The sequence below is a fragment of the Cryobacterium sinapicolor genome (genome assembly GCF_004403465.1).
In the GTDB taxonomy this organism is placed as follows: Bacteria; Actinomycetota; Actinomycetes; order Actinomycetales; family Microbacteriaceae; genus Cryobacterium; species Cryobacterium sinapicolor.
This window is the reverse complement of the sequence record NZ_SOGQ01000055.1, coordinates 118315-144363: the sequence shown is the minus strand read 5'-3', so window position 1 is coordinate 144363 and position 26049 is coordinate 118315. Positions and strand designations below refer to the sequence as shown.

Annotated in this window: 21 protein-coding genes and 1 tRNA gene; 5 read left to right on the top strand and 17 right to left on the bottom strand. The window is 66.5% G+C overall.

Going from position 1 to position 26049, the window contains the following annotated elements; translation table 11 throughout:
• Nucleotides 1–51: 51 nt before the first annotated feature.
• Genes zwf through pgl form a run of 3 tightly spaced genes read left to right on the top strand, consistent with a single transcriptional unit; the run spans nt 52 to nt 3325 of the window.
• Nucleotides 52–1593: a glucose-6-phosphate dehydrogenase gene (gene zwf, locus E3T28_RS11575; protein WP_134431206.1), complete on the top strand. Its 1542-nt coding sequence runs from the start codon at nt 52–54 to the stop codon at nt 1591–1593.
• Nucleotides 1590–2558: a glucose-6-phosphate dehydrogenase assembly protein OpcA gene (locus tag E3T28_RS11570; protein ID WP_134431203.1), complete on the top strand. Its 969-nt coding sequence runs from the start codon at nt 1590–1592 to the stop codon at nt 2556–2558. The genes zwf and E3T28_RS11570 overlap by 4 nt, the downstream gene beginning before the upstream one ends.
• Nucleotides 2555–3325, top strand: coding sequence for a 6-phosphogluconolactonase (gene pgl, locus E3T28_RS11565; RefSeq protein WP_134431200.1), 771 nt, complete (start codon nt 2555–2557; stop codon nt 3323–3325). Before E3T28_RS11570 ends, pgl begins: the two co-directional genes overlap by 4 nt.
• Before the next feature lie 82 nt (nt 3326–3407).
• On the opposite strand, the gene E3T28_RS11560 is transcribed toward pgl, so the two are convergent.
• The 16 genes from E3T28_RS11560 to polA all read right to left on the bottom strand — a co-directional run bounded on the left by E3T28_RS11560 (nt 3408) and on the right by polA (nt 24736).
• Complete coding sequence (locus tag E3T28_RS11560; protein ID WP_134431197.1) at nt 3408–3776, bottom strand: RNA polymerase-binding protein RbpA; 369 nt, start codon at nt 3774–3776, stop codon at nt 3408–3410.
• Nucleotides 3777–3855: 79 nt separating this feature from the next.
• Nucleotides 3856–4107, bottom strand: a complete 252-nt coding sequence (gene secG, locus E3T28_RS11555) for a preprotein translocase subunit SecG (RefSeq protein WP_104170978.1) — start codon at nt 4105–4107, stop codon at nt 3856–3858.
• 160 nt (nt 4108–4267) lie between these two features.
• Nucleotides 4268–5068, bottom strand: a complete 801-nt coding sequence (tpiA, locus tag E3T28_RS11550; protein ID WP_134431194.1) for a triose-phosphate isomerase — start codon at nt 5066–5068, stop codon at nt 4268–4270.
• Nucleotides 5059–6273: a phosphoglycerate kinase gene (locus E3T28_RS11545; RefSeq protein ID WP_134431191.1), complete on the bottom strand. Its 1215-nt coding sequence runs from the start codon at nt 6271–6273 to the stop codon at nt 5059–5061. The genes tpiA and E3T28_RS11545 overlap by 10 nt, the downstream gene beginning before the upstream one ends.
• A gap of 11 nt (nt 6274–6284) precedes the next feature.
• A complete protein-coding gene (gene gap, locus E3T28_RS11540) occupies nt 6285–7289 on the bottom strand; it encodes a type I glyceraldehyde-3-phosphate dehydrogenase (RefSeq protein WP_134396085.1) in 1005 nt (334 codons plus the stop codon).
• An 85-nt stretch (nt 7290–7374) separates the two neighbouring features.
• Entirely contained in the window at nt 7375–8001 is a 627-nt protein-coding gene (locus E3T28_RS11535) for a superoxide dismutase (protein WP_134431188.1), read from the bottom strand.
• A gap of 124 nt (nt 8002–8125) precedes the next feature.
• Nucleotides 8126–9106 carry a DNA-binding protein WhiA gene (gene whiA / locus E3T28_RS11530; protein ID WP_134431260.1) on the bottom strand — a complete coding sequence of 327 codons (981 nt, stop codon included), beginning with the start codon at nt 9104–9106 and terminating at the stop codon, nt 8126–8128.
• Between the two features lie 97 nt (nt 9107–9203).
• Entirely contained in the window at nt 9204–10079 is an 876-nt protein-coding gene (rapZ, locus tag E3T28_RS11525) for an RNase adapter RapZ (RefSeq protein ID WP_134431185.1), read from the bottom strand.
• A 62-nt stretch (nt 10080–10141) separates the two neighbouring features.
• On the bottom strand, nt 10142–12010 hold the full coding sequence (gene uvrC, locus E3T28_RS11520) for an excinuclease ABC subunit UvrC (protein ID WP_134431183.1): 1869 nt from the start codon (nt 12008–12010) through the stop codon (nt 10142–10144).
• Between the two features lie 17 nt (nt 12011–12027).
• Nucleotides 12028–14895 (bottom strand): excinuclease ABC subunit UvrA, encoded by a 2868-nt coding sequence (gene uvrA / locus E3T28_RS11515; protein ID WP_241979301.1) that lies wholly within the window; start codon nt 14893–14895, stop codon nt 12028–12030.
• Nucleotides 14896–14992: 97 nt separating this feature from the next.
• Entirely contained in the window at nt 14993–17056 is a 2064-nt protein-coding gene (gene uvrB / locus E3T28_RS11510) for an excinuclease ABC subunit UvrB (protein WP_134431177.1), read from the bottom strand.
• A gap of 10 nt (nt 17057–17066) precedes the next feature.
• Nucleotides 17067–17696: a dephospho-CoA kinase gene (gene coaE / locus E3T28_RS11505; protein ID WP_134431174.1), complete on the bottom strand. Its 630-nt coding sequence runs from the start codon at nt 17694–17696 to the stop codon at nt 17067–17069.
• Nucleotides 17697–17830: 134 nt separating this feature from the next.
• Nucleotides 17831–18523 (bottom strand): hypothetical protein, encoded by a 693-nt coding sequence (locus tag E3T28_RS16895; protein WP_166787007.1) that lies wholly within the window; start codon nt 18521–18523, stop codon nt 17831–17833.
• 141 nt (nt 18524–18664) lie between these two features.
• On the bottom strand, nt 18665–20122 hold the full coding sequence (gene rpsA, locus E3T28_RS11490; protein WP_134396092.1) for a 30S ribosomal protein S1: 1458 nt from the start codon (nt 20120–20122) through the stop codon (nt 18665–18667).
• 178 nt (nt 20123–20300) lie between these two features.
• On the bottom strand, nt 20301–21977 hold the full coding sequence (locus E3T28_RS11485) for a DUF885 domain-containing protein (RefSeq protein WP_134431166.1): 1677 nt from the start codon (nt 21975–21977) through the stop codon (nt 20301–20303).
• 80 nt (nt 21978–22057) lie between these two features.
• A complete protein-coding gene (gene polA / locus E3T28_RS11480; RefSeq protein WP_134431163.1) occupies nt 22058–24736 on the bottom strand; it encodes a DNA polymerase I in 2679 nt (892 codons plus the stop codon).
• A 56-nt stretch (nt 24737–24792) separates the two neighbouring features.
• On the opposite strand from polA, the gene E3T28_RS11475 reads away from it, so the two are divergent.
• Nucleotides 24793–25224, top strand: coding sequence for a hotdog fold thioesterase (locus E3T28_RS11475; protein ID WP_134431161.1), 432 nt, complete (start codon nt 24793–24795; stop codon nt 25222–25224).
• A gap of 74 nt (nt 25225–25298) precedes the next feature.
• On the opposite strand, the gene E3T28_RS11470 is transcribed toward E3T28_RS11475, so the two are convergent.
• Nucleotides 25299–25904 (bottom strand): ANTAR domain-containing response regulator, encoded by a 606-nt coding sequence (locus E3T28_RS11470; protein WP_104100541.1) that lies wholly within the window; start codon nt 25902–25904, stop codon nt 25299–25301.
• Between the two features lie 38 nt (nt 25905–25942).
• Between E3T28_RS11470 and E3T28_RS11465 the strand changes: the two genes are divergently transcribed.
• Nucleotides 25943–26028: transfer RNA gene (locus E3T28_RS11465), tRNA-Leu, on the top strand.
• The last annotated feature ends 21 nt before the right edge of the window (nt 26029–26049 follow it).

The following is a 26049-nucleotide window of genomic DNA, read 5'->3' as shown; positions in this document are numbered from 1 at the left end:
GGCCGGCGCCGGATTCGATCGTGCTCGACCGCCACACCTCGAAGGAGCTGCATGTCCCCGGTGGAAATCACCCCGGAGTTCAATCCACTGCGTTCACCGAACGACTACCGTCTGAATCGTATCGCCGGGCCCAGCAGCCTCGTGATCTTCGGCGTCACCGGTGACCTGTCGCGGAAGAAACTCATGCCGGCCGTCTATGACCTGGCCAACCGCGGCCTGCTTCCGCCGGGCTTCGCGCTCGTCGGATTCGCTCGCCGGGACTGGACCGACGAGGACTTCATGAAAGTCGTGCACGACTCGGTCAAGGAGTACGCGCGCACGGAGTTCAACGAGGACGTCTGGACCCAGCTGGCCGAGGGCATCCGTTTCGTTCCGGGGTCCTTCGACGACGCCGCGTCGTTCCAGCTACTCAAGGACACCATCGCCCAGCTCGACCGGGAGCGCGGGACGATGGGGAACCATGCGTTCTACCTGTCGATCCCGCCGAAGGCGTTCCCCCAGGTCACGGAGCAGCTCCGTCGCTCCGGCCTGGCCGAGCAGACAGACGGGCAGTGGCGGCGGGTCGTGATCGAGAAGCCTTTCGGCAGCGACCTGCAGACCGCGCGCGAATTGAACGCCGTCGTCGAGTCGGTCTTCCCGCCCGACTCGGTCTTCCGCATCGACCACTACCTGGGCAAGGAGACCGTGCAGAACATCCTGGCCCTGCGCTTCGCCAACCAGCTGTACGAGCCGATCTGGAACGCCCACTTCGTCGACCACGTTCAGATCACCATGGCCGAAGACATCGGCGTGGGTGGCAGAGCCGGCTACTACGACGGTATCGGCGCGGCCAGGGACGTCATCCAGAACCACCTTCTGCAGCTCCTGGCGCTGACCGCCATGGAGGAGCCCATCTCCTTCGACGCGGCCGACCTGCGCACGGAGAAGGAGAAGGTCCTCGCTTCCGTTCGGCTTCCTGACGACCTGGCTCGCGGCACCGCCCGGGGCCAGTACACCGGCGGCTGGCAGGGCGGCGAGAAAGTCCTGGGTTTCCTGGACGAGGAGGGGATGGACCCTGAATCGATCACCGAAACGTATGCCGCGTTGCGGCTGACCATCGAGAACCGGCGTTGGTCGGGAGTCCCGTTCTACCTGCGTGCGGGCAAGCGGCTGGGCCGCCGGGTCACCGAGATCGCCGTGGTCTTCAAACGCGCCCCCCAGCACCTCTTCGGGAAGGGCAACTCCGCACCCTTGGGCGAGAATGCCCTGGTCATCCGGGTACAGCCCGACGAGGGCGTCACCATCCGGTTCGGCTCCAAGGTGCCCGGCGCCGGCATGCAGGTGCGCGATGTGACGATGGACTTCGGCTACGGGCATGCCTTCACGGAGGCCAGCCCCGAAGCCTACGAGCGTCTGATCCTCGACGTGCTCCTGGGTGACCCGCCCCTCTTCCCCCGGCATGAGGAGGTCGAGCTCTCCTGGAAGATCCTCGACCCGATCGAGGACTTCTGGGCGGAGCAGGGCCAGCCGGAGCAATACCGGCCCGGAACCTGGGGTCCTGCCTCAGCCGATGAACTGCTGTCCCGAGACGGCCGACACTGGAGACGCCCATGATCGTCGATCTGCCCAACACCACCACCTCCAAGATCTCGAAGTCCCTGGTGCGCATCCGTGAGGAAGGCGGTGCCGTGGCCCTCGGCCGTGTCCTCACGCTGATCATCGCGTCGACCATGGGCCGCGAGGAAGAGGCCATCGAAGCCGCCAACGACGCGTCCCGGGAACACCCCATGCGCGTGATCGTTCTGTCGACGATGGACCAGGACGCCACCGCCGCTCCGCTCGCCCCCCGGGTCGACGCGGAGATCCGCGTCGGTGGCGACGCGGGCGCCAGCGAGGTGATCGTGCTGCGCGCCTACGGCGAGGCCGCCAGCGACCCGGAGAGCCTGGTTATGGGCCTGCTCCTGCCCGATGCCCCGGTCGTGGCCTGGTGGCCGGGTGTGGCGCCGACCGTGCCCGCCGAATCGCCACTCGGACGCATCGCCCACCGGCGCATCACGGATGCCTCCGCGCAGCCTGACCCGCAGTGCGCGCTGCACCACCTCTGCAGCTCCTACCGGCCCGGCGACACGGACTTCGCCTGGACCCGGCTCACCCTCTGGCGTGCCCAGCTCGCGGCCGTCCTCGACCAGCCGCCGTACCTGCCCGTGACCGCGGTGCAGGTGTCCGGTGCCGCGGACTCCCCATCCACGACCCTGCTCGCCGCCTGGCTCGCCCTGCAGTTGCAGGTCCCCGTCGAGTACGAGTTCACCACGGGGCCTCTGTCCCACGGCATCCGAAGCGTACACCTGACCCGCTCGGCCGGGCTGATCTCGCTCGAACGCGACGTTCCCAATATCGCCAAACTCACCCAGCCCGGCCAGCCGGTCCAGGACCTCACCCTCAAGCGCCGAAGTCTGCGCGACTGCCTCAGCGACGAGCTGCGACGCCTCGACCCCGATGAGCTGTATGGTGAGGTCATCACGCGCGGCCTACCGCACCTTGACGATGTGGTCGCAGAACACAACGAAGGACGACCGTGACCAACGAACGACGCGTACTCGTGCACCCCGATCGGGCGGCCCTGGCTGCCTCGGTTGCGGCACGTTTCATCACAACGACCGTGGACCTCCTGCATGAACAGGGTGAGGTCAACGTCGTCCTGGCCGGCGGGACCGTCGCAATGGAGGTCCTGGCGGCTGTCAACGCCTCTGCGGCCCGCGACACCATCGACTGGGACCAGGTCACCTTCTGGTGGGGCGACGAGCGCTGGGTGCCCAAGAAGCACCCCGACCGAAACGAGCTCCAGGCCCGCACGGCCCTGCTCGATCACATCCGGATCCCGGAGGGGAACATCCACCCGTTCGCCGCCTCCGACGAGGGTGTCGACCTTGACGCCGCCGTCGAGGAGTACGCCGCATTGCTTGAGTCCTCCTCGATCGAGGGAACCGACCTGCCGCGTTTCGACATCACCTTCCTCGGCGTAGGCCCGGACGGCCATGTCGCCTCCCTGTTCCCGCACCAGCCCGGTATCCGCGAGCACGGCAAGAGCGTGCTCGCCGTGCGCAACTCCCCCAAGCCCCCGTCGGAGCGGCTCAGCCTCAGCCGCCCGGCCCTGAACTCCTCACGATGCGTGTGGATGGTGCTGGCCGGTCCGGACAAGGCCTCGGCACTCGGACTCGCCCTCGCGGGCGCGAGTCGCGACGAGGTTCCCGTGGCGGGCATCAAGGGCCGCCGGTACACGAACTTCTTCGTCGACCGGGAGGCGGCTGCGGAGGTACCCGAGAACCTCACCGCGTCGAACTTCTAAACGCGGCCACCGCCCCTGCTGAACCCGCTCAATGTGAAAGGCCCCGACCGGAGTCGGGGCCTTTCACATTGAACCAGATGCGTCAGTTCGTCGCGGACAATTTTCCCCGGCGCACGCGAAGCTGCTGCAGCGCCTCCTCGAGAAGCGACTCTGCCTCTTCCTCGGTACGGCGTTCCTTCACGTACGCGAGGTGCGTCTTGTACGGTTCGAGTTTGACCACCGACGGCGGATTCTCCTTGTCGCGCCCGGCCGGGAGCCCCGACGACGGGCAATCGATCGTTTCGGGGATCTCCTCGTCGGGGAGGTTCGCCGCAAAATATCGAACGGTCTCGTTGCCGAGGGCGTCCCAATAAGACACTTTGATGCGGTCCGCGTGAAAGCCGCGGTCCTGCTCGCCCATGGGGCCGGCACCGACCCGGGATCCTCTGATTGCGCTGCCACCAGATGCCATTATGTTCCTCCGCTTGAAAAGGGCGTTGAAGCCGATTGACCGGTTGAGCCGAAGCTCGTCGAACCTGTGAAACGGGCGGCTAAAGCCCCGTGTCGAACTTGGTGATGAGTCCCAGGATCACGATGCAGGTGATCCAGAGCAGCCCCAGGATGACGGTGATCCGATTGAGGTTGCGCTCCGCGACCCCGGACGCGCCGAGGTTGGAAGTGACACCTCCGCCGAACATGTCGGACAGACCGCCACCACGCCCCTTGTGAAGCAAAATGAGCATGGTCAGCAGGAGGCTCGTAATTCCGAGCAACACCTGCAACACAACCTGGAGAATCTCCACGCGAAACCTTTCACAGTGCGATGGGCACAAAAAACCCATCAAGATCAGTGATAATCATAGCCTGACTCACGAACCAGCCCACCGACCCCCTGTTGGGGGCCGGTGGGCTGGTTACGTCCTGCTGTCGAGGTGAGACAGCAGTTTTCATGCAGTCGTCCTGTTACAGACCGACGTGCTGCTGGAACCGGACGATGCTCGAGAACTCGTCGATGTCCAGGCTGGCGCCGCCCACGAGGGCGCCGTCGACGTTCGGTTCGCGCATGAAGCCCGCGATGTTCGAACCCTTCACGGAACCGCCGTACAGGATGCGGGTCTTGTCGGCCACATCCTGACCCAGCGTCTCCTTCAGCACGAGACGCAACTGCGCCGCAACCTGCTCGGCCTGCTCAGGCGTTGCCGCCTTGCCGGAACCGATCGCCCAGACTGGCTCGTAGGCAACGACGAAGTCGGCCGCGTTGGTCACGCCGGACAGGGCCGCCCGCAACTGGGCGACCGGCACGGCGCTCGGACCGTGCAGTTCCAAGTCTGCGGCGGACTCGCCGACGCAGATGATCGGAACCAGGTTGTGCTTGAGCGCTGCCGCGACCTTCGCCGCGACGACCTCGTCAGTCTCGGCGTGCAGTGTGCGTCGCTCGGAGTGACCGATCAACACGTACTTGCACTCGAGCTGCGCGAGGAACGCGCCGGAGATCTCGCCGGTGAACGCACCCGAATCCTGAGCCGACAGGTCCTGACCGCCGAAAGCGATCGGTAGCTTGTCGGCGGAGACGAGCGTCTGCACGGAGCGGAGGTCGGTGAACGGTGGGAACACCGCAACCTCGACCGCGGCGACATCATGCTTCGCATCCTTGAGGTTCCACGCGAGCTTCTGGACGAATGCGATGGCCTGGAGGTGATCCAGGTTCATCTTCCAGTTGCCGGCGATCAGCGGAGTACGCCGTGGGTGTTCGTTTACTGCCATCCGAGGACCTCCAGTCCTGGCAGGCGCTTACCCTCGAGGAACTCGAGGCTGGCGCCGCCGCCGGTAGAAATGTGACCGAACCGGTCATCGGTGAAACCGAGGATGCGCACGGCCGCGGCCGAATCTCCGCCACCGACAACACTCAGGCCGTCGACCTCGGTCAGCGCGCCGGCCACCGCACGGGTGCCCTCGGCAAACGGTGCCATCTCGAACACGCCCATCGGGCCGTTCCAGAAGACCGTCTTCGACGACCGGATTATGTCGGCGAACGCCGCACCGGTTTCCGGACCGATGTCCAGGCCGAGACCGGAGGCACCGAAGGTGGTGTCCTCGATCGCGTTGGCCGGAGTGACCGCAACCTCGGCGTCTGCCCCGAATTTGGAGGCGACGACGATATCCGTCGGCAGCACGATCTTCACGCCCAGGCGCTCCGCTTCCAGAAGGTAACCGCGAACGGTCTCGATCTGGTCGACTTCCAGCAGGCTTGCGCCCACCTTGTGTCCCTGCGCGGCGAGGAACGTGTAAGCCATTCCGCCTCCGATGAGGAGCGAGTTGACCCGGGGCAGCAGGTGCCCGATCACGCCGAGCTTGTCGGACACCTTCGAGCCGCCCAAAACCACCGCGTACGGAGCTTCGGGCTTTTCGGTGAGGCGGTCCAGGACTTCGAGCTCCGCGGCGATCAGGAGCCCGGCCGCGCTGGGAAGGATCCCGGCGAGGTCGTACACGCTGGCCTGCTTGCGGTGCACGACGCCGAAGCCGTCCGAGACGAGCACGTCACCCAGAGCCGAAAGCTCCGTGGCGAATGATGCGCGCTCGGCGTCGTCCTTCGCGGTCTCCCCCGCGTTGAAGCGGAGGTTCTCGAGAACGACCACCTCACCGTCGGTGAGCGCGGCGACGGCGGCCTGCGCCGAAGCGCCGACCGTGTCGGTGGCGAAGGCCACGTCCGCGCCCAGGAGCTCGCCGAGGCGGGCCGCGACGGGAGCCAGGCTGTACTTGGCTTCCGGTGCGCCCTTCGGTCGGCCGAGGTGCGACACGATCACAACTCGGGCACCCTGCTCCATGAGCGCCTTGATGGTGGGCAGAGATGCCCGCACGCGGCCGTCGTCGGTGATCTGACCGTCTTGCAACGGCACATTCAGATCACACCGGACGATGACGCGCTTTCCGCCGAGCTGCCCCAGTGAATCGATAGTACGCAGCGTCACTGCGGACCCCGTTAGAGGCTCTTGGCGACGAGCGCGGTGAGGTCAACCATGCGGTTGGAGTAGCCCCACTCGTTGTCGTACCATGCGGAGAGCTTGACCTGGTCGCCGATGACACGCAGCAGGCCGGCGTCGAAGATCGAGGAGTGCGGGTCGGTGACGATGTCGCTCGAGACGATTTCGTCCTCCGTGTACATCAGGATGCCCTTGAGGGGACCCTCGGCGGCAGCCTTGTACGCAGCCTTGATGGCCTCGACGGTGACGGGGCGCTCGGCGACGACGGTGAGGTCGGTGATGGAGCCGGTGGGAACCGGAACGCGAAGCGCGAAGCCGTCAAGCTTGCCCTTGAGCTCAGGCAGAACCAGGCCGAGGGCCTTGGCGGCACCGGTCGAGGTCGGGATGATGTTCAGGGCGGCGGCGCGGGCGCGACGCAGGTCGGAGTGCGGGCCGTCCTGCAGGTTCTGGTCGGCCGTGTACGCGTGGATCGTGGTCATCAGGCCGTGCTTGATGCCGAAGTTGTCGTTGAAGACCTTCGCGAGGGGCGCGAGGCAGTTCGTGGTGCACGACGCGTTGGAGATGATGTCAAACTTGGCCGGGTCGTAGTCCGCCTCGTTGACGCCCATGACGATGGTTGCCGCGTCGCCGGAGGCGGGAGCGGAAACGATGACCTTCTTGGCACCGGCGGTGATGTGCTTGCGCGCATCCTCGGCCTTGGTGAAGCGGCCGGTGGACTCGATCACGATGTCGACGCCCAGTGCTGCCCAGGGCAGGTTGGCGGGGTCGCGCTCGGCGAGAACCTTAATCGGCTTACCGTTGACGAGGATGGTGTCTCCGTCGACCTCGACGGTGGCGGGGAGGCGACCGGTGATGGAGTCATATTTAAGAAGGTGAGCCAGCGTCTTCGCCTCGGTGAGGTCGTTCACGGCGACGATCTCGATGTCGCTGCCCTGGGCCAGGACGGCGCGAAGATAATTACGGCCAATGCGGCCAAATCCGTTAATACCAATCTTTACAGACACTGAGGTCTCCTATTGCTTGTGCGCGTGAGCGCGTTTTGGTGGGTGAATCGGACGGGCTGCGGGCCCCCGTGGGGCCCGGCTCCCCTTAGGAGAGGAGCAGCAGCCCGGTGGTCTTTTCGCATGCGATGGTGAAGCGCTCCTGGACGTTGGCCCAGTTGACGATGTTCCAGAAGGCCTTCACGTAGTCCGCACGGACGTTGCGGTAGTCGAGGTAGTACGCGTGCTCCCAGACGTCGAGCATCAGAACCGGGATCGTGCCGGCCGCGAAGTTGGCCTGCTGGTCGAAGAACTGCTGAATGATCAGGCGCTGGCCGATCGAGTCCCAGGCGAGGACCGCCCAGCCGGAGCCCTGCACGCCGAGTGCCACAGCCGCGAAGTGGGCCTGGAACTTGTCAAAGGAACCGAAGTTGTCGTCGATCGCAGCGGCCAGGTCGCCGGTGGGCTTGTCTCCGCCGTCGGGTGACAGGTTGGTCCAGAAGATCGAGTGGTTGACGTGGCCGCCGAGGTTGAACGCGAGGTCCTTCTCGAGCTTGTTCACGTAGGTGAGGTTGCCGGTGTCGCGGGCCTCGGCCAGCTGGGCCAGGGCGGTGTTGGCACCGGTGACATAAGCCTGGTGGTGCTTGCCGTGATGGAGTTCCATGATTGTGCCGCTGATGCTTGGCGCGAGGGCCGAGTAGTCGTAGGCCAGAGCCGGAAGTGTGTATTCAGCCAATGTGCATCTCCTCTGTAGTCGTCGGCGCGAAATGCTCCGCCACCAGTTCGTGAGCAACCATTCCAGTCTACTCAGGATGCGGTGTTGCTGTGACGAACGTGGATGAACGCTGAATGTCGGGCGGTCAGACGTCGTCGAGGTCGGCTGGCAAGTTCGCGTCGGTGCCCGGAATGCCCAGGTCCGTCGCCTTCTTGTCGGCCATGGCCAGCAGGCGACGGATGCGGCCGGCGACGGCATCCTTCGTCATGGGCGGGTCGGCGTGATGGCCGAGCTCATCCAGGCTGGAGTCCCGGAAGGACAAGCGCAGCTCACCCGCGTAGCGAAGGTGCTCCGGGATCTCCTCGCCGAGGATTTCCATGGCGCGTTGCACGCGTGCGCACGCGGCGACCGCGGCCTGGGCGGAGCGGCGCAGGTTCGCGTCGTCGAAGTTGACCAGTCGGTTCGCGGTTGCACGCACCTCCCGGCGCTGGCGGAGGGCTTCCCAGTTCAGCACGGTCTCCTGAGCCCCCATCTGCACGAGCATGGCACCGATGGCGTCGCCGTCACGGATGACGACCCGGTGCACGCCCCGCACCTCGCGCGCCTTGGCAACGACTCCGAGGCGGCCGGCGGCTCCGACCAGGGCCATGGCGGATTCGTTCCCGGGGCAGGTGACTTCTAGCGCCGCCGAGCGGCCCGGATCGGTCAGGGACCCGTGGGCGAGGAAGGCGCCGCGCCAGACGGCGGCGATCTCTTCCTTCGAGCCCGTGGTGAGACGATTCGGCAGCCCGCGAATCGGACGCCGTCTCGCGTCGAGGAGTCCGGTCTGGCGCGCGAGCGTCTCACCGCCGTCGAGTACCCGCACCAGGTAGTGGCTGGCGCGCCGCAGGCCGGCGGCGGGGATCACGGTCACGTCGCTGCGCACGCCGTACAGCTCGGCAAGGTCCTTCCGCACGCGCCGCGCGAGCAGAGGGGTGTCAAGCTCCGACTCGATGGCGATCCGCCCGGAAATCATGTGCAGTCCGCCGGAGAAACGGAGGATGGTGGCCAGTTCCGCTGCACGCACCGTGGTCTTGGAAATTTCGACGCGAGCAAGCTCGTCTTTGACGTCGGCGGTGAGTGCCAATCGCTTGTCCATTCTGTCGTCCCGGCCTGATGTGGGGCCGAGTTGTAGTCGTGCCGGCTGGATTCGGCGCCTGCTGGGTGCAGTCGCCGTCGCCTTGTTATTCCCGTCCGAGGTCGCGATTCTTGACGCTGACCGCGACACCGGGGAAGTCCTTGACCAGTGTCGCTATTTCCGCGGCCATGGCGACCGAGCGGTGCTTTCCGCCCGTGCACCCGACCGCGATGGTCGCGTGGCGCTTGTTCTCCCGCTGGTAGCCCGCGAGGACCGGTTCCAAGGCGGCGGCGTAGTGCGCGATGAATTCCCGCGCCCCGGTCTGGGCGAGGACGAAGTCCCGCACCTCGGCGTCCTGGCCGTTGTGGCTGCGGAGTTCGGGAACCCAGAACGGGTTGGGCAGGAAACGGACGTCGGCGACCATGTCGACGTCGGTCGGCAGGCCGTACTTGAATCCGAAACTCATCAGCGTGACGTGCACCCCGGCGGCGTCCTCGGCCGCGAAACGGTCCGAGATCGACGTGGCCAGCTGGTGGATGTTGAGGTCGGAGGTGTCGATGACGAGGTCGCAGGACTCGCGGACGGCGCTCAGCTTGACGCGTTCGGCCGCGATCCCGTCGAGGATGGTGCCGTCGCCCTGCAGCGGATGCGGTCGGCGCACCGATTCGAACCGCCGCACGAGCACGTCGTCGCGGGCTTCAAGGAAGATGACGCGCACCTGAGACGTCTTCCGCAGAGAGTGCAGGATCTCCTGGAAGTCGGTGAAGAAGTCCCGGCCGCGGATGTCGACCACGGAGGCGATCTTGGGCAGGCTGGTACCGGCGCGGCCGACGAGTTCGGCCAGCGGGCGCAGCATCTGCGGCGGAAGGTTGTCCACGACGTACCAGCCCAGGTCTTCCAGGGCATTGGCCACGGTGGATCGGCCTGCGCCGGACATCCCCGTCACGATAAGCATTTCCTGCCTGTCGTTCTCCGTTGTCATTCTGGACTGCGCCTTCGATCGGGTGGAACCTAAGTGTCCAGCCTACCGATCAGCCGGGCCGTTCAAGCGCGCAAGTGCCGATGAATCGCCTCGGCCAGGACAGGACCGATGCCGCGAACCTCCGCGATCGCCTCCGCCGGAGCCTCCCTGAGCCGCACCACGGAGCCGAAATGCTGCAGGAGCACCTTGACCCTGGCCGGCCCGAGGCCGGGCACCTCGCCCAGCACCGACGTGATGTCCCGCTTCCTCCTCGACCGCTGGTGCATGATCGCGAACCGGTGCGCCTCATCGCGGATGCGCTGGATCAGGAATAGGGCGTCGCTGTTGCGCGGCAGGATCACCGGGTAGTCGGAGTCCGGCAGCCAGATCTCTTCGAGCCGCTTCGCGATTCCGCAGAGCTGGATGCCGGTGACACCCGATTCGCGCAGCGCCCGTGCCGCCGCGGCCACCTGAGGCTGGCCGCCGTCGACGATGAGCAGGTTCGGCTGGTACCGGAACTTTTTGCGCTTCACCGTGGCGTCGGCCTCGACCTCCGGCGTCACCTCCCCGTCGGGGACCAGGTAGGCCAGGCGGCGGGTGAGCGTGCGATAGATGGAGTCCGTGTCATCCGTCGACTCGGGGATGCTGAACCGGCGGTACTCGTCGGTGCGAGGCAACCCGTCTTCGAACACCACCATGGACGCGACGATGTTGGTGCCGCTCAGGTGCGAGACGTCGTAGCACTCCATTCGGAGCGGCGCGGACGACATCTCCAATGCTTCCTGGATGTCTTCGAGTGCCTTGGACCGGGCGACGAAGTCGGAGCTCCGCCGGGTCTTGTAGAGCATCAGGGCGTGCTTGGCGTTCTGGGTGGCGGTGGCGAGCAGGGCGGCCTTCTCGCCGCGCTGGGCGGCGACGAGCCGCACCTTCCGCTTGCCGACGCCGGCCAGCCAGGTCTCCAGCGCCGCGGCATCGTCGGGCAACTCGGGCACCACGATCTCCCGGGGCGGCACGGCCCCCGACCCGTAGGCCGTGAGCATGATCGAGTCGATCAGGTCGCTCGTCGTGAGGTCGAGCTCCTTGTCGACCATCCAGCCGCGCACACCGCGGATTCGGCCGCCACGCACGATGAACAGCTGCACCGCCGCGGCGAGTTCATCCTGGTCGATGGCGAAGAGGTCGATGTCGACGCTGTCGCGGAGCACGACGGCGCTCTTCTCCAACACGGCGTTCAGCGCCCGCACCTGGTCACGCCTTTTCGCGGCGACCTCGTAGTTCTGGCTGACCGTGGCATCCTTCATCTCCGCGGTCAGCTGGTTGATCAGCTTGCGATCCTGGCTGCCCATGAAGCTGACGAATGCGTTCACGATCACCCGGTGTTCCTCGATGGAGACCAGGCCGGAGCAGGGGCCGAAGCACCGCCCGATCTGCCCGCCGAAGCACGGCTTGCCGGACTGCATGGCGCGTTTGTAGTTGGCGTTGTTACAGGTGCGGATCGGGAATGCCTTGAGCATCAGTTCGATGGTCTCGTGCACGGCCCACACCTTGGGGTACGGTCCGAAATACCGGGCCCCGCGGATGCCCGTGGTGCGGGTCACCAAGGCCCGCGGCGCCTCGTCGGCGAGGGTGACCGCGAGGTACGGGTAGGACTTGTCGTCCTTGAACTTCACGTTGAACGGGGGGTCGAACTCATTGATCCAGGTCCACTCCAACTGGAGGGCCTCGACCTCGGTACCGACGACCGTCCACTCGACCGATGCGGCCGTGGTGACCATGCGCCGGGTGCGCTCGTGCAGGCTGCTCAGCGGGGCGAAGTAGTTCGCCAGGCGGGCCCGCAGATTGTTGGCCTTGCCGACGTAGAGCACCCGCCCGGTTTCGTCGCGAAACCGGTATACCCCGGGGCTCGTGGGGATTTCGCCCGTCTTGGGGCGGTAGCTCAACGCGTCGGACATGATGTTTCCGGTGGCGGTCAGTGCGCCGCCAGGATCTCCTTGAGGAACATGCCGGTGTGGCTCTTCTTCACGGTGGCGACGTGCTCGGGGGTCCCCGTGGCGAGCACGCGGCCGCCGCCGGAGCCACCCTCGGGACCAAGGTCGATCACCCAGTCGGCGGACTTGATCACGTCGAGGTTGTGCTCGATCACGATCACGGTGTTGCCCTTGTCGACGAGACTGTTCAGAACGAGCAGCAGCTTGCGTACGTCTTCGAAGTGCAGGCCCGTCGTCGGCTCGTCGAGCACATAGACGCTGCGGCCGTTAGAGCGGCGCTGCAGTTCTGTGGCCAGCTTGACGCGCTGGGCCTCGCCGCCGGACAGGGTGGTGGCGCTCTGGCCGAGTCGCACATAACCGAGGCCGACCTCGACGAGGGTGTTCAGGAACCGGTGGATGGAGGTGATCGCCTCGAAGAAATCGGCGGCCTCGCTGATCGGCATGTCCAGTACCTCCGCGATGCTCTTGCCCTTGTAGTGCACGGTGAGGGTGTCGCGGTTGTAGCGCGCTCCCCCACAGACCTCGCAGGCGACGTAGACGTCGGGTAGGAAGTTCATCTCGATCTTGATCGTGCCGTCGCCCGAGCAGGCTTCACAGCGCCCACCCTTGACGTTGAAGCTGAAGCGTCCGGGCAGGTAACCCCGCGCCTTGGCTTCGATGGTTTCGGAGAACAGGGTGCGGATCTTATCGAAGACGCCGGTGTAGGTGGCCGGGTTGGAGCGCGGGGTGCGCCCGATCGGGGCCTGGTCGACGTGGATAACCTTGTCGAGCTGGTCGAGGCCGGTAACCCGGGTGTGCCGACCGGGGAGTTTGCGGGCACCGTTGAGGCGGTTGGCCAGAACCCGGTAGAGGATGTCGTTGACGAGGGACGACTTGCCGGAGCCGCTGACACCGGTCACGGCCGTGAACGTGCCGAGCGGGAAGCTGACCGACACCTTCTTGAGGTTGTTGGCCTCGGCCCCGATCACGGAGATCTCCCGGGCCGGGTCGATCGGGCGACGGATGGCCGGGGTCGGGATCGACTTGCGGCCGGCGAGGTAATCACCGGTCAGTGACTCCGTGTTGGTGAGCAGGTCGGCGTAGGAGCCGGAGTGCACGACGTGACCGCCGTTCACGCCGGCGCCCGGGCCGATGTCGACGACCCAGTCTGCGGCCTTGATTGTGTCCTCGTCATGCTCGACCACGATCAGAGTGTTCCCGAGGTCGCGCAGGGAGACCAGCGTCTCGATCAGCCGTCGGTTGTCGCGTTGGTGCAGTCCGATGCTCGGTTCGTCGAGCACGTAGAGCACCCCGGTCAGGCCGGAGCCGATCTGGGTGGCCAAACGGATGCGCTGCGCCTCGCCGCCGGAGAGGGTCGCCGCAGCCCGGGCCAGGTTGAGGTAGTTCAGGCCGACGCGGATCAGGAAGTCCAGGCGCGCCTTGATCTCGCGCAGAACCTGCGCGGCGATGACGGCCTCCCGGTCGGTCAGCTCGAGCTTGTTCATGAAACCGCGGGCGTCGGTGAGGCTGAGGTTGCAGACATCCGCGATGCTGGCCCCGTGCACCAGCACGGCGAGGACTTCGGGCTTGAGCCGGGTTCCGGAGCAGACCGGGCAGTCGACCTCGCGCAGGTACTCACCCCACCGGGCACGCTGGGTGTCCGACTCCGCCTGCAGGTACTGGCGTTCGATGTAGGGCACGACGCCCTCGAATCCGGAGGTGTAGCTCATCTCCCGGCCGTAGCGGTTCTTCCACTTCACCTTGACCTCGAAGTTGTCGCCGCGGAGCACGGCGTCCTGCACCTCGTCGGGCAGCTCGCCCCATGGGGTGTCGAGGGAGAAGTCCAGGTCGCGGGCGAGCCCGTCGAGGAGTTTCTCGTAGTACTGGAACAGCCCTTTGCCCTGGGTGGTCCAGGGCAGCACGACGCCCTCCGCGATGCTGAGCTCGGGGTCGCCGAGCAACAGGTCGGCGTCGACCGACATGCGCGTGCCGAGACCGGAGCACTCCGGGCAGGCACCGAAGGGCGCGTTGAAGGAGAACGTGCGCGGCTCGATCTCGGTGAGCTGCACGGGGTGGTTGTTGGGGCAGGAGAGTTTCTCCGAGTAGCTCTGCCAGGCCTCGTCGCCCTCCCGGTCGACGTAGTTGACCTGCACGATACCGTCGGTCAGTTTGAGCGCCGTCTCCAGGGAGTCGGTGAGTCGGCTCAGCAGGTCAGGGCCGGCGACCAGACGGTCGATGACCACGGAGATGTCGTGCTTGAGCTGCTTCTTCAGCACGGGCGGCTCGTTGAGCTGGATCTGGGTGCCGTCGACGATGGCGCGGGAGTAGCCGCCCGCGGCCAGTTCTTTGAACAGGTCGACGAATTCGCCCTTCTTCTGCGACACGACCGGGCTGAGCACCTGATAACGGATGCCCTCATCCAGTTCCATAAGTTGGTCGGCGATCTGCTGCACGGTCTGGGCCTGGATGACCTCACCGCAGACGGCGCAGTGCGGCACGCCGATGCGTGCCCAGAGCAACCGCATGTAGTCGTAGACCTCGGTGATGGTTCCCACGGTCGAGCGCGGGTTTCGGTTGGTCGAGCGCTGGTCGATCGAGACGGCGGGGCTCAACCCCTCGATGAAATCGACGTCGGGGCGGTCGACCTGGCCCAGGAACTGACGCGCGTATGCGGACAGCGATTCGACGTAACGTCGCTGTCCCTCCGCGAAGATGGTGTCGAACGCGAGCGACGACTTGCCGGAGCCGGACAGGCCGGTGAAGACGACCAGCGAATCGCGCGGGATTTCGAGGTCGACGTTGTGCAGGTTGTGCACGCGGGCGCCGCGGACGTTGAGTTTCGAGCCGGTCTCTACCTGGGAAATTGACACCATCCGATTCTATGCAGCGCCACGCGCTCCACCCTGCGAATCGGCACGCCCTGAGCGAACAAATGTTCGATATTCACCAGGGCGTGCGCTCTGTGGGTCAGATGTGGCCGGCCTTCTCCATTTGGCGCAGCTCGCGCTTCAGTTCGGACACCTCGTCGCGGAGGCGGGCCGCGAGCTCGAACTTGAGCTCTCCCGCCGCCTCGAGCATCTGGCCGTTGAGGTCGGCGATGATCGACTCGAGGTCGTTCGCGCCGTTCGCGGCCAGTCCCTGCCGGCGCGGAGTCGCCGCGACGCCCTTGCGGCGCGTGTCGCGGCCGGCCAGGAGCTCGGCGGTGTCTGCCTCCTCCCGGGCGAGCACCTCGGTGATGTCCGCAATGCGCTTGCGCAGCGGGGTGGGGTCGATGCCGTGCAGGGTATTGTAGGCCACCTGCTTCTCCCGGCGGCGGTCGGTCTCGTCGATCGCGCGCTCCATCGAGGCGGTGAGCCGGTCGGCGTACATGTGCACTTCGCCGGAGACGTTGCGGGCCGCGCGGCCGATGGTCTGGATCAGCGAGGTCGCCGACCGCAGGAAACCCTCCTTGTCTGCGTCGAGGATAGCGACGAGCGACACCTCGGGCAGGTCGAGGCCCTCGCGGAGCAAGTTGATGCCCACGAGCACGTCGTAGACGCCGGCCCGCAGCTCGGTGAGGAGTTCGACGCGGCGGAGCGTGTCGACATCCGAGTGCAGGTAGCGCACCCGCACGCCGGCTTCGGTGAGGAAATCGGTGAGTTCTTCCGCCATCTTCTTGGTCAGGGTGGTGACCAGGACGCGCTCGTTGCGTTCGACGCGCTTGTGGATCTCTTCGAGGAGGTCGTCGATCTGGCCCTTGCTGGGCTTGACGATGATCTGCGGGTCTATCAGGCCGGTGGGACGGATGATCTGCTCGACGACGCCGTCCGCGATGCCCATCTCGTATTTGCCTGGGGTGGCGGACAGGTAGACGGTCTGGCCGACGCGTCCCTTGAACTCCCCGAATTTGAGCGGCCGGTTGTCGAGGGCGCTCGGCAGCCGGAACCCGTGGTCGACGAGCGTGCGCTTTCGTGAGGAGTCGCCCTCGTACATGGCGCCGATCTGCGGCACGGTGACGTGGGACTCGTCGATCACCATCAGGAAGTCGTCGGGGAAGTAGTCGAGCAGGCAGTGCGGGGCCTCCCCCGGTTGCCGCTGGTCGATGTGCCGGGAGTAGTTCTCGATGCCGGAACAGAAGCCGATCTGCTCCATCATCTCCAAGTCGAACTGCGTGCGCATGCGCAGGCGCTGGGCCTCGAGCAATTTGCCCTCGCGTTCCAGCTGCTCGAGTCGTTCGTCGAGTTCCGCCTGGATGGTGCCCATCGCCCGCTGCATGACGTCGGTGCTGGCCACGTAGTGCGAGCCCGGGAACACGGCCACGGAGTCGAGCTTCTTGACGATGTCACCGGTCAACGGATGCAGGCTGTAGAGCGCCTCGATCTCGTCGCCGAACATCTCGATGCGGATGGCGAGTTCTTCGTACATCGGGATGATTTCGATGGTGTCGCCGCGCACCCGGAAGTGGCCGCGGGAGAAGTCGATGTCGTTGCGCTGGTACTGCATGGCGACGAATTTGCGGATCAGCCAGTCCCGGTTGACCTGTTGGCCGACCTGGAGGGCGACCATCGCCTCGAGGTAGCCCTCGGGCGTGCCCAGACCGTAAATGCAGGAGACGGTGGAGACCACGATGACGTCGCGTCGGCTGAGCAGGGAGTTCGTGGTGGAGTGCCGTAGCCGCTCGACCTCCGCGTTGATCGAGGAGTCCTTCTCGATGAAGGTGTCGGTCTGAGGTACGTAGGCCTCGGGCTGGTAGTAGTCGTAGTACGACACGAAGTATTCGACGGCATTGTTGGGCATCAGCTCGCGGAATTCATTCACGAGCTGCGCGGCGAGGGTCTTGTTGTGGGCGAGCACCAGCGTCGGGCGTTGCACCTGTTCGATCAGCCAGGCCGTGGTCGCGGACTTGCCGGTCCCGGTGGCGCCGAGCAGCACAATGTCGGTCTCGCCGGCGTTGATGCGACCGGCCAGGTCGGCGATCGCGGCGGGCTGGTCGCCGCTCGGCGTGTACTCGCTCACCACCTCGAACGGATTGACAGAGCGCGTGGGTTCCATACTCCCCAGTCTACGGAGCGCCTCTGACAGTGCGCTGCTGGCTGTGAACCCGCACCTGCTCCCACAGCACGTCGACCTGCTCCAGGGTCTGCTCGAGGGTGCCGCCGGTGTCGATGACGACGTCGGCGATCTTGTGACGGTCGGCGTCGCTGGCCTGGGCGCGGATCCGGCGCTCCGCTTCGCCGGCATCCATCGCCCGCAGCTCCACCATGCGGCGCACCCGGGTGGGCTCGTCGGACTGGGTGACCACGACGAGGTCGAACGGATGGTCGACGCCGGCTTCCACCAGCAGGGGCACGTCGTAGACGACGATCGCGTTCGGATCCTCGGCTTCCGCAGCCCTGATCACGGCGTTCGAACGCGCCCGCACCTCGGGGTGCACGATCGCGTTGAGGCGGTCGAGCGCCTCCGGGTCGCGGAACACCACCGCCCCGAGCGCCGCCCGGTTCAGGCTGCCGTCGGGCAGCAGGACCGTGTCGCCGAACGCCTCCGCGATCGCGGCGAGCCCCGGGGTTCCGGGGCCGACCACGACCCTGGCCAGGTGGTCGGCGTCGATGTGCACAGCCCCGTGCCGGACGAGCCGCCGAGCCACGGTGCTTTTTCCGGATGCGATCCCGCCGGTCAGTCCAATCAAGTACACGCCTGCCATGCTATCGAGCCTCGTGAGGCGCGGCTGGCCTCTCCCCGCTACGGTGACTGTCGCCGAATCGGACGATTGTTGCCCGCGCACCGGGAACAGTTGTCCGAATGGGCAACAGTTGCGGTGGGGGCGATTCAGCGGCGGGGGTTGCCGGTGCAGTCCACCGTCTCCGGTGCGACCAGGCCCTCGTTGTAGGCCGCGTCGCGGGTGACTATCCGACCGCCGAAGCCCAGGACGCACGCCAGCGCCCCCGGGGTGGTGCTCGTGGCCGTGAACGTCCACAGTCCGCCGCTCCCGTCAGAGACGCAGGCGTAGGCGTAGGCGTAGGCGTAGGCGAGAAGCGTGACGACCGGCCCGAAGTCGGTCTCGCTCCGGGTGGGCGTTTCTCCGGCCTGCGTGAACGCGGTGTAGGTGATCGTCGCGGGCGACACGGGCGACACGGGCGACACGGGCGTCACGGGCGTCACGGGCGTGACGGGCGACACGGGCGTCACGGAGTCGTGGAGTCGTGGAGTCGTGGAGTCGTGGAGTCGTGGAGTCGTGGAGTCGTGGAGTCGTGGAGTCGTGGAGTCGTGGAGTCGTGGAGTCGTGGAGTCGTCGGACAGGACCGTGTAGCTCGTGGCCACGGTCGCGGTGTCCGCGCGCGTGCAGTCCCCCGGCACGGGCGACGCAGAGCCGAACGGCGACGGTGATGGAACCGACGACCTGCTCGGGGTGGCCTGCGGTGCTGACGACGACGCATCCGGTGTCGATGGGCCGGTTGCCGCGCACCCGCCGACGGGCAACGCGGTCGCGGTGGCCGCGGAGAGGAGAAGCAGACGAGTCAATTCCGCAGTCTATGGTCGAGCGGGTTTTCGGCACTGGCCCGCGGTCCCGACGCGATTCGACGCGGCACGCATCAACGCGAACAGGCCGGCCCCAAGGGGACCGGCCTGTCTGTCGTGCTGTGTTACGGGGTGGAGCGGTGACTAGTTGGAGCTGGAGAGCTTCTCGCGCAGTGCTGCGAGGGCCTCGTCGTCCGCGAGCGTGCCAGCGCCAGCCGTCTCGCTCGAGAAGGTGTTGCCTGCTGCGGACGGGACATCGCCGACGGCGGTGATCTCGTCGTTCGCGGACGCAACCTGCTTCTTGTGGGCTTCCCAGCGAGCCTGGGCTGCAGCGTAGTCCTGCTCCCACTTCTCGCGCTGGGTTTCGAAGCCTTCACGCCACTCGTTGGTCTCCGGGTCGAAGCCCTCCGGGTACTTGTAGTTGCCCTGGTCGTCGTACTCGGTGAGCATCCCGTAGAGCGCCGGATCGAACTCGGTGCCCTCGGGGTCGACTCCGTCGTTGGCCTGCTTGAGGCTCAGCGAGATGCGGCGACGCTCGAGGTCGATGTCGATGACCTTGACGAAGACCTCGTCGCCGACCGAGACGACCTGCTCGGCGAGCTCGACGTGCTTGCCGGAGAGCTCGGAGATGTGGACGAGTCCCTCGATACCCTCGGCAACGCGAACGAACGCGCCGAACGGAACGAGCTTGGTGACCTTACCCGGTGCAACCTGGCCGATGGCGTGGGTGCGGGCGAAGACCTGCCACGGGTCTTCCTGCGTGGCCTTGAGGGAGAGCGACACGCGCTCGCGCTCGAGGTCGACCTCGAGGATCTCGACGGTGACTTCCTGACCGACCTCGACGACCTCGCTGGCGTGCTCGATGTGCTTCCAGCTGAGCTCGGAGACGTGAACCAGACCGTCAACGCCACCCAGGTCCACGAACGCACCGAAGTTGACGATCGACGAGACGACGCCCTTGCGGACCTGTCCCTTCTGGAGGTTGTTGAGGAACGTGGTGCGGCTCTCGGACTGGGTCTGCTCGAGCAGTGCACGACGAGACAGCACGACGTTGTTGCGGTTCTTGTCGAGTTCGAGGATCTTGGCCTCGATCTCCTGGCCCAAGTACGGGGTCAGGTCGCGAACACGGCGCAGCTCGATGAGCGAGGCCGGGAGGAACCCGCGGAGTCCGATGTCCACGATGAGGCCACCCTTGACAACCTCGATGACCGAACCGGTGACAACGCCATCCGATTCCTTGATCTTCTCAACGTCGCCCCATGCACGCTCGTACTGAGCGCGCTTCTTGGACAGGATGAGACGGCCTTCTTTGTCTTCCTTCTGAAGAACGAGGGCCTCAACCAGGTCGCCGACCTTGACGACCTCGGAGGGGTCAACGTCGTGCTTGATGGAAAGTTCGCGGGAGGGAATGACACCCTCGGTCTTGTAGCCCACGTCAAGGAGAACCTCGTCGCGGTCGATCTTCACGACGGTGCCCTCGATGAGGTCTCCGTCGTTGAAGAATTTCAGAGTCTTTTCGACCGCGGCAAGAAAGTCTTCAGCAGATCCAATGTCGTTGATGGCGACCTGCTTGGGTGCCCGTTCGGTCGTTGCGTTTGTCATGTAGTAGTTGCTCCAGGATGGACATAGCTCGGGCCACACACGGGAAAATCTCGTTCTCGTGCACCGTGCATGGCAGTGGACGGTTCGTCACAAACGTGACAGTCAAGCTTAGCTGTTTGTAAGAGAGGCCGGCAACTTGCCTGCCCCTCCCCGAAACTACGCCGATCGGCCCCGAACGCTAGCCGAGCATCGCCGCGCGGAGGGTGTCCAGGCCGACCCCGCCGAGGTCCAGCGCCTTGCGGTGGAATTCCTTGATCGAGAATGCGTCGCCCTCCCGTTCCGCATAGGTGTCCCGGAGTTCCTCCCAGATGCGCTGCCCGACCTTGTAGGACGGCGCCTGTCCAGGCCAGCCGAGGTACCGGTTGACCTCGAACGTGACGAAGCTCGCGTTCATGTTCACGTTCCGGCCGAGGAAGTCGAAGGCGTGGTCGGCGGTCCAGGGACCGGAGCCGTCGGGCAGCTGCTTCTCGAGGTGCACGCCGATGTCGAGCACGACGCGTGCGGCGCGCATCCGTTGCCCGTCGAGCATGCCGAGGCGGTCCGCCGGGTCGTCGAGGTAGCCGAGCTGTTCCATCAGCCGCTCCGCGTAGAGCGCCCAGCCCTCGGCGTGACCCGAGGTGCCGGCCAGCTGGCGGCGCCAGGTATTCAGCTTCCCCCGGTTGTGCACGGCCTGGCCGATCTGCAGGTGGTGGCCCGGAACGCCCTCATGGTAGACGGTGGTCAGTTCGCGCCAGGTGTCGAATTCGGTGATTCCGACCGGCACCGACCACCACATCCGGCCCGGGCGGGCGAAGTCGTCCGTGGGCCCGGTGTAGTAGATTCCGCCTTCCTGGGTAGGGGCGATCATGCACTCGAGGCGCTTGATCTCGTCGGGGATGTCGAACTGGGTTTCGGAGAGCTCGGCGACGGCGCGGTCGCTGGTCTCCTGCATCCACTTCTGCAGGGCGTCGGTTCCGTGCAACTTGCGGCTGGGGTCGGTGTCGAGGATCGCGATGGCCTCGAGCACGCTCGCGCCCGGCTTGATCTGGTCGGCGATGCTCTCCTGCTCCAGGACCATCCGGGCCAGCTCCTCCACGCCCCACTCGTAGGTTTCGTCGAGGTCGATGGTGGCGCCGAGGAAACGGCGGGACTGCAGCGCGTAGAGGTCGCGGCCGATGGCGTCGCGGCTGGGGGCCTTGGCCTGGAGCTCGGCGTCGAGGAAATCGGCGAGGGTGCCGTAGGCCTCGGCGGCGCCGCCCGCGCGGGTGCCGAGATCCGTGGCCAGCGAGGCCGGGAGCGATCCTTTCTCGGGGCCGGCATTGGCGGCGAACTCGGCGAAGAAGCCGTCGTTCGCGGCGTGGCGCCGGGCCTGCTGGATGACCTCCCGCACCTGGCGCCGGGCCGGCATGCTGCCGCGCTCGATGCCGAGGCGCAGGGTCTGAATGTAGCCGTCGATGGCCGCGGGCAGAGCGTGCAGCCGGGCGGAGACGGTGTCCCAGTCCGCGACGGTGTCGGTGGGCATGAGGTCGAAGACCTCCCGGATGCCCTGGGCCGGCGACGCGATCACGTTCAGGTCGCGCAACGGCAGACCGGCCTCGGAGCTCTCGAGGTCGAGGGCGAGTGAGCTGCGCAGGTCGGTGCGAGTGACGACGTCGACGTCGTCGACGGCCGTGGCGGCGTCGAGCCGGGCGATGAAGGAGCGGGCCGCGTCGACGCCTCGGTCCAGGCCGTCCGGGGAGTAATCGCCGAAGCGGTCGTCCGCCTCGGTGCGCCCGATGTAGGTGCCCACGGTCGGGTTGATGTCGACGAGGGTGTCCACCCAGTCCTCGGCGATCCGGTCGATCGCCGTGGGGGTGCGCTGGTTGTCGGTTGTCATGACCCGAGCCTAGAACACGCCCTCGACTGCGGGCGGGGTGCCGACCCCCGCATTCGGGAGGCCGGCCATCCGGGGTTGACCTAGTGGGCCGCGGCGTCCCAGTTGTCGCCGCGGCCGACCTGCACGTCGAGGGGAACCAGCAGGTCGGCGGCGGTCTCCATCTGGTGCGTCACGACCCGGCGAAGCGCGTCCCACTCCCCCGGGGCCACCTCGAAGATCAGTTCGTCGTGCACCTGCAGCAGCATGCGCGACTCAAGCGCCCCCTCGGCCAGGTCTTCGGCGATCCCGTTCATCGCGATCTTCATGATGTCGGCGGCGGACCCTTGGATCGGCGCGTTGAGGGCCGCGCGCTCCGCGTTCTCGCGCACCATCCGGTTGGCGCTGTGCAGCTCTGGGAACGGGCGGCGGCGGCCGAAGATGGTGGCCGTGTAGCCATCCACTTTCGCCTGCTCGACGACGTTGCGCAGGTAGTCTCGCACCGCGCCGAAGCGGGCGAAGTAGTCGGTGATGAGCTGCTTGGCCTCCTTCGTGTCGATGCGCAGCTGCCGGGACAGGCCGAAGGCGCTGAGTCCGTAGGCCAGGCCGTAGGACATGGCCTTGACCTTGGAGCGCATCTCGTTCGTGACGTCTTCCGGCGCCACGCCGAACACGCTCGCGCCGACGAACCGGTGCAGGTCCTCGCCGGCGTTGAAGGCCTCGATCAGCCCCGGGTCACCGGAGAGGTGCGCCATGATGCGCATCTCGATCTGCGAGTAGTCGGCGGTCAGCAGGCACTCGGCCCCGTTCCCGGCTTGGAACGCGGCCCGGATGCGGCGGCCCTCCTCGGTGCGCACCGGGATGTTCTGCAGGTTGGGGTCGGTGGAGGAGATCCGTCCGGTGGCCGTGCCGATCTGCACGTAGTTGGTGTGGATGCGGCCCGTCTCGTCGATGGCCTTGTCCAGGGTCTCCACGATCTGGCGGAGTTTGGTGGCGTCGCGGTGCTGCAGCAGCATGTCCAGGAACGGATGCGGGTTGCTGGTCTGCAGATCGGCGAGAGCCCCGGCATCCGTGGAGAACCCGGTCTTGTTCGCCCGGGTCTTGGGCATGCCGAGCTGGTCGAACAGCACCTCCTGCAGCTGCTTGGGCGAACCCAGGTTCACCTCACGTCCGATCTCCGCGTAGGCGCCGGCGGCGAGACCAGCGGCGCGTTCGCCGAGCTGGCCGGACAGTGCGGACAACTGTTCGTGCGAGACGGCCACACCGGCCAGCTCCATGTCGGACAGGGACAGCAGGGTGGGCATCTCGATGGCGGTGAGCACCTCACGAGACCCCTCGTCGAGCAGCGCGTCGATGGCCGCAGCCACCCGGAACGTGTACCAGGACTCCAGGGGCACGCCCCCGGCCTCGTTCTCAGCCGGGATCAGCTGGTTGGGGTCGGTCACCGGCAGGGTCTCGTCGAGGTAGCGCGTGACGAGCGTGGCGAGGGTCTTGTCGGGCACCCCGGGGCGCAGCAGCCAGCCCGCGATCAGGGTGTCGAACACCAGCCCGGAGAAGGCCAGGTCGCTGCGGCGGAGCGCCTTGATCTGGCGCTTGGCGTCGTGCATGATCTTGGGCGAATCGCTGGCCAGCCAGGACTCGAACGCGAGGTAGTCCGCGCGTCCGGGCTGCCAGGGCAGGTTGACCGACTCGGTCGGGCCGGACACGCCGAACCCGATGGCGCGGCCGTCCTGCACCTCGACGCAGAGGCCAAGGCCCTGCGGAGCGGCGGCGACGGCCCGGACGATCCAGGCCCCCAACTCCTCGTCGAGCAGGTCCTGGGCTGCGGGGGCTTTCGGCGCGGCGACAGGAGCCTCCTCCGGCACGACCACGGGGACACCCTCGACGGCACCGGCCCCCTCGAGCTTGATCACCCGGTCGAGCAGGGTGCGGAACTCGAGCCGGCCGAACACATCGCGTACGGCCGGCTCGTCGATGGCGCACCGAACGAGGTCGGCGAGGTCCACCGGGAGCTCGAGGTCGGTGACGAGGTGGTTGAGGCGGCGGTTGCGGATCGCGTTCTCCTTCTGCTCGCGCAGATTGTTGCCGACGACGCCCTTGATCTCCTCGGCGTGTTCGAGGATGCCGTCGAGGCTGCCGTAGAGGCCGAGCCACTTCACGGCGGTCTTCTCCCCCACCTTGGAGATGCCGATCAGGTTGTCGCTGGTCTCGCCGACCAGGGCCGCGACATCCGGGTACTGCGCCGGCTCGATGCCGTATTTCTCGCGCACCCGGGCGGGGTCGTAGCGGGTGAGCGCCGAGACGCCCTGGCTCGCCGGGTAGAGCAGGGTGACGTTCTCGTTGACGAGCTGGATGGTGTCCCGGTCCCCCGAGACCACCAGCACGTGGAAGCCCTCCTGGTTACCGCGCACGGACAGTGTCGCCAGGATGTCGTCGGCCTCGAAGTCTTCCTTGGTCAACGTCGTGATGTTCATCGCCGCCAGGGCCTCCTGCAGCAGCGGTACCTGCCCGATGAACTCGCTCGGAGTGCTGGCCCGCGTGCCCTTATAATCGGCGTATTCGCGGGTGCGGAACGAGTACCGGGAGATGTCGAAGGCCACGGCGATGTGTGTGGGCTTCTCGTTGCGCAGCAGGCTGAGCAGCATGGACAGGAAGCCGTGGATGGCGTTCGTGTGCTGTCCGTCGTGGGTCTGAAAACTGTCCACGGGGAGGGCGTGGAACGCCCGGTAGGCCAGGGAATGGCCGTCGATGATCATCAGGGTAGGCTTTTCGGAATCTGACACAGAGACAGCCTACAAGCGTCATCCGGCGCGGGCAGGTGCAGCGACCGAAGGTGAATATGATCGAGCAGACCACAGACGCCCTCGAGTGGGTCCAGCAGCGGGGAGCCGGCTCCCTGGCCGAGAAAATGGGCATCGAGTTCGTCGAGTTCACGATTGAGCGGGCCGTCGCCCGGATGCCGGTCGAGGGCAACACGCAGCCCGCGATGCTCCTGCATGGTGGCGCCTACGTGGTTCTCGGCGAGTCGCTCGGGTCGATGGCGGCCAATCTGCACGCGGGTCCCGGCCGCCTGGCCGTCGGGATCGAGATCAACGCCACGCACACCCGGTCGGCGACGTCGGGCTACGTCACGGGCGTGTGCACGCCCGTGCATCTGGGACGCACGCTCACGACCCATGAGATCGCGGTCACGGATGACCAGGGTCGCCGCTGCTCGACCATCCGGATCACCAATCTGATCAAGGAACTGTCCAACCGGCCCGAGGCGTAGAGCCCGCCTGGTGAAAACGGCCGGGCAGGCCACCTCGAAGGGTGACCTGCCCGGCCGTCGGCCTCTGAAGCGGGCTATTTCTTGGCGCTGAGCTGCTCGATGATCGCCTGGGCGACGTCGTGCATGGTGAGCCGGCGATCCATGGACGCCTTCTGGATCCAGCGGAACGCCTCTGGCTCGGTGAGGCCCATCTTCTCGTTGAGCAGGCCCTTGGCGCGGTCGACGAGCTTGCGGGTTTCGAAGCGCTCGACGAGGTCGGCCACCTCGGCTTCGAGAGTGATGATCTGGCTGTACCGCGAGAGGGCGATCTCGATCGCGGGCAGCAGGTCGTTCGGAGTGAACGGCTTGACCACGTAGGCCAGCGCACCGGCTTCCGTGGCGCGCTCGACCAGTTCCTTCTGGCTGAACGCGGTCAGCAGCACGACGGGCGCGATGTGCGCCTTGGTGATGCGCTCGGCCGCGGAGATGCCGTCGAGGTGCGGCATCTTCACATCCATGATGACCAGGTCGGGCCGCAGCTCGGTGGCCAGGGCGACAGCGGTTTCTCCGTCGCCGGCTTCACCGACCACCTCGAATCCGGCGTCACGGAGGATTTCTACGATGTCGAGGCGGATGAGGGACTCATCCTCGGCAACGACAACGCGGCGAGGAGGTACTGGGGTGGAGTCTTGGTCGGTCACGGGGGAAAGCCTACGGTATTCTGATGCAGGTGTTGTGAGCCGGTGTGGCGGAATGGCAGACGCGGAGCACTCAAAATGCTTTGTTCGCAAGGACGTGTGGGTTCGAGTCCCACCACCGGTACCAACACCCCAGCGTGTACATGCC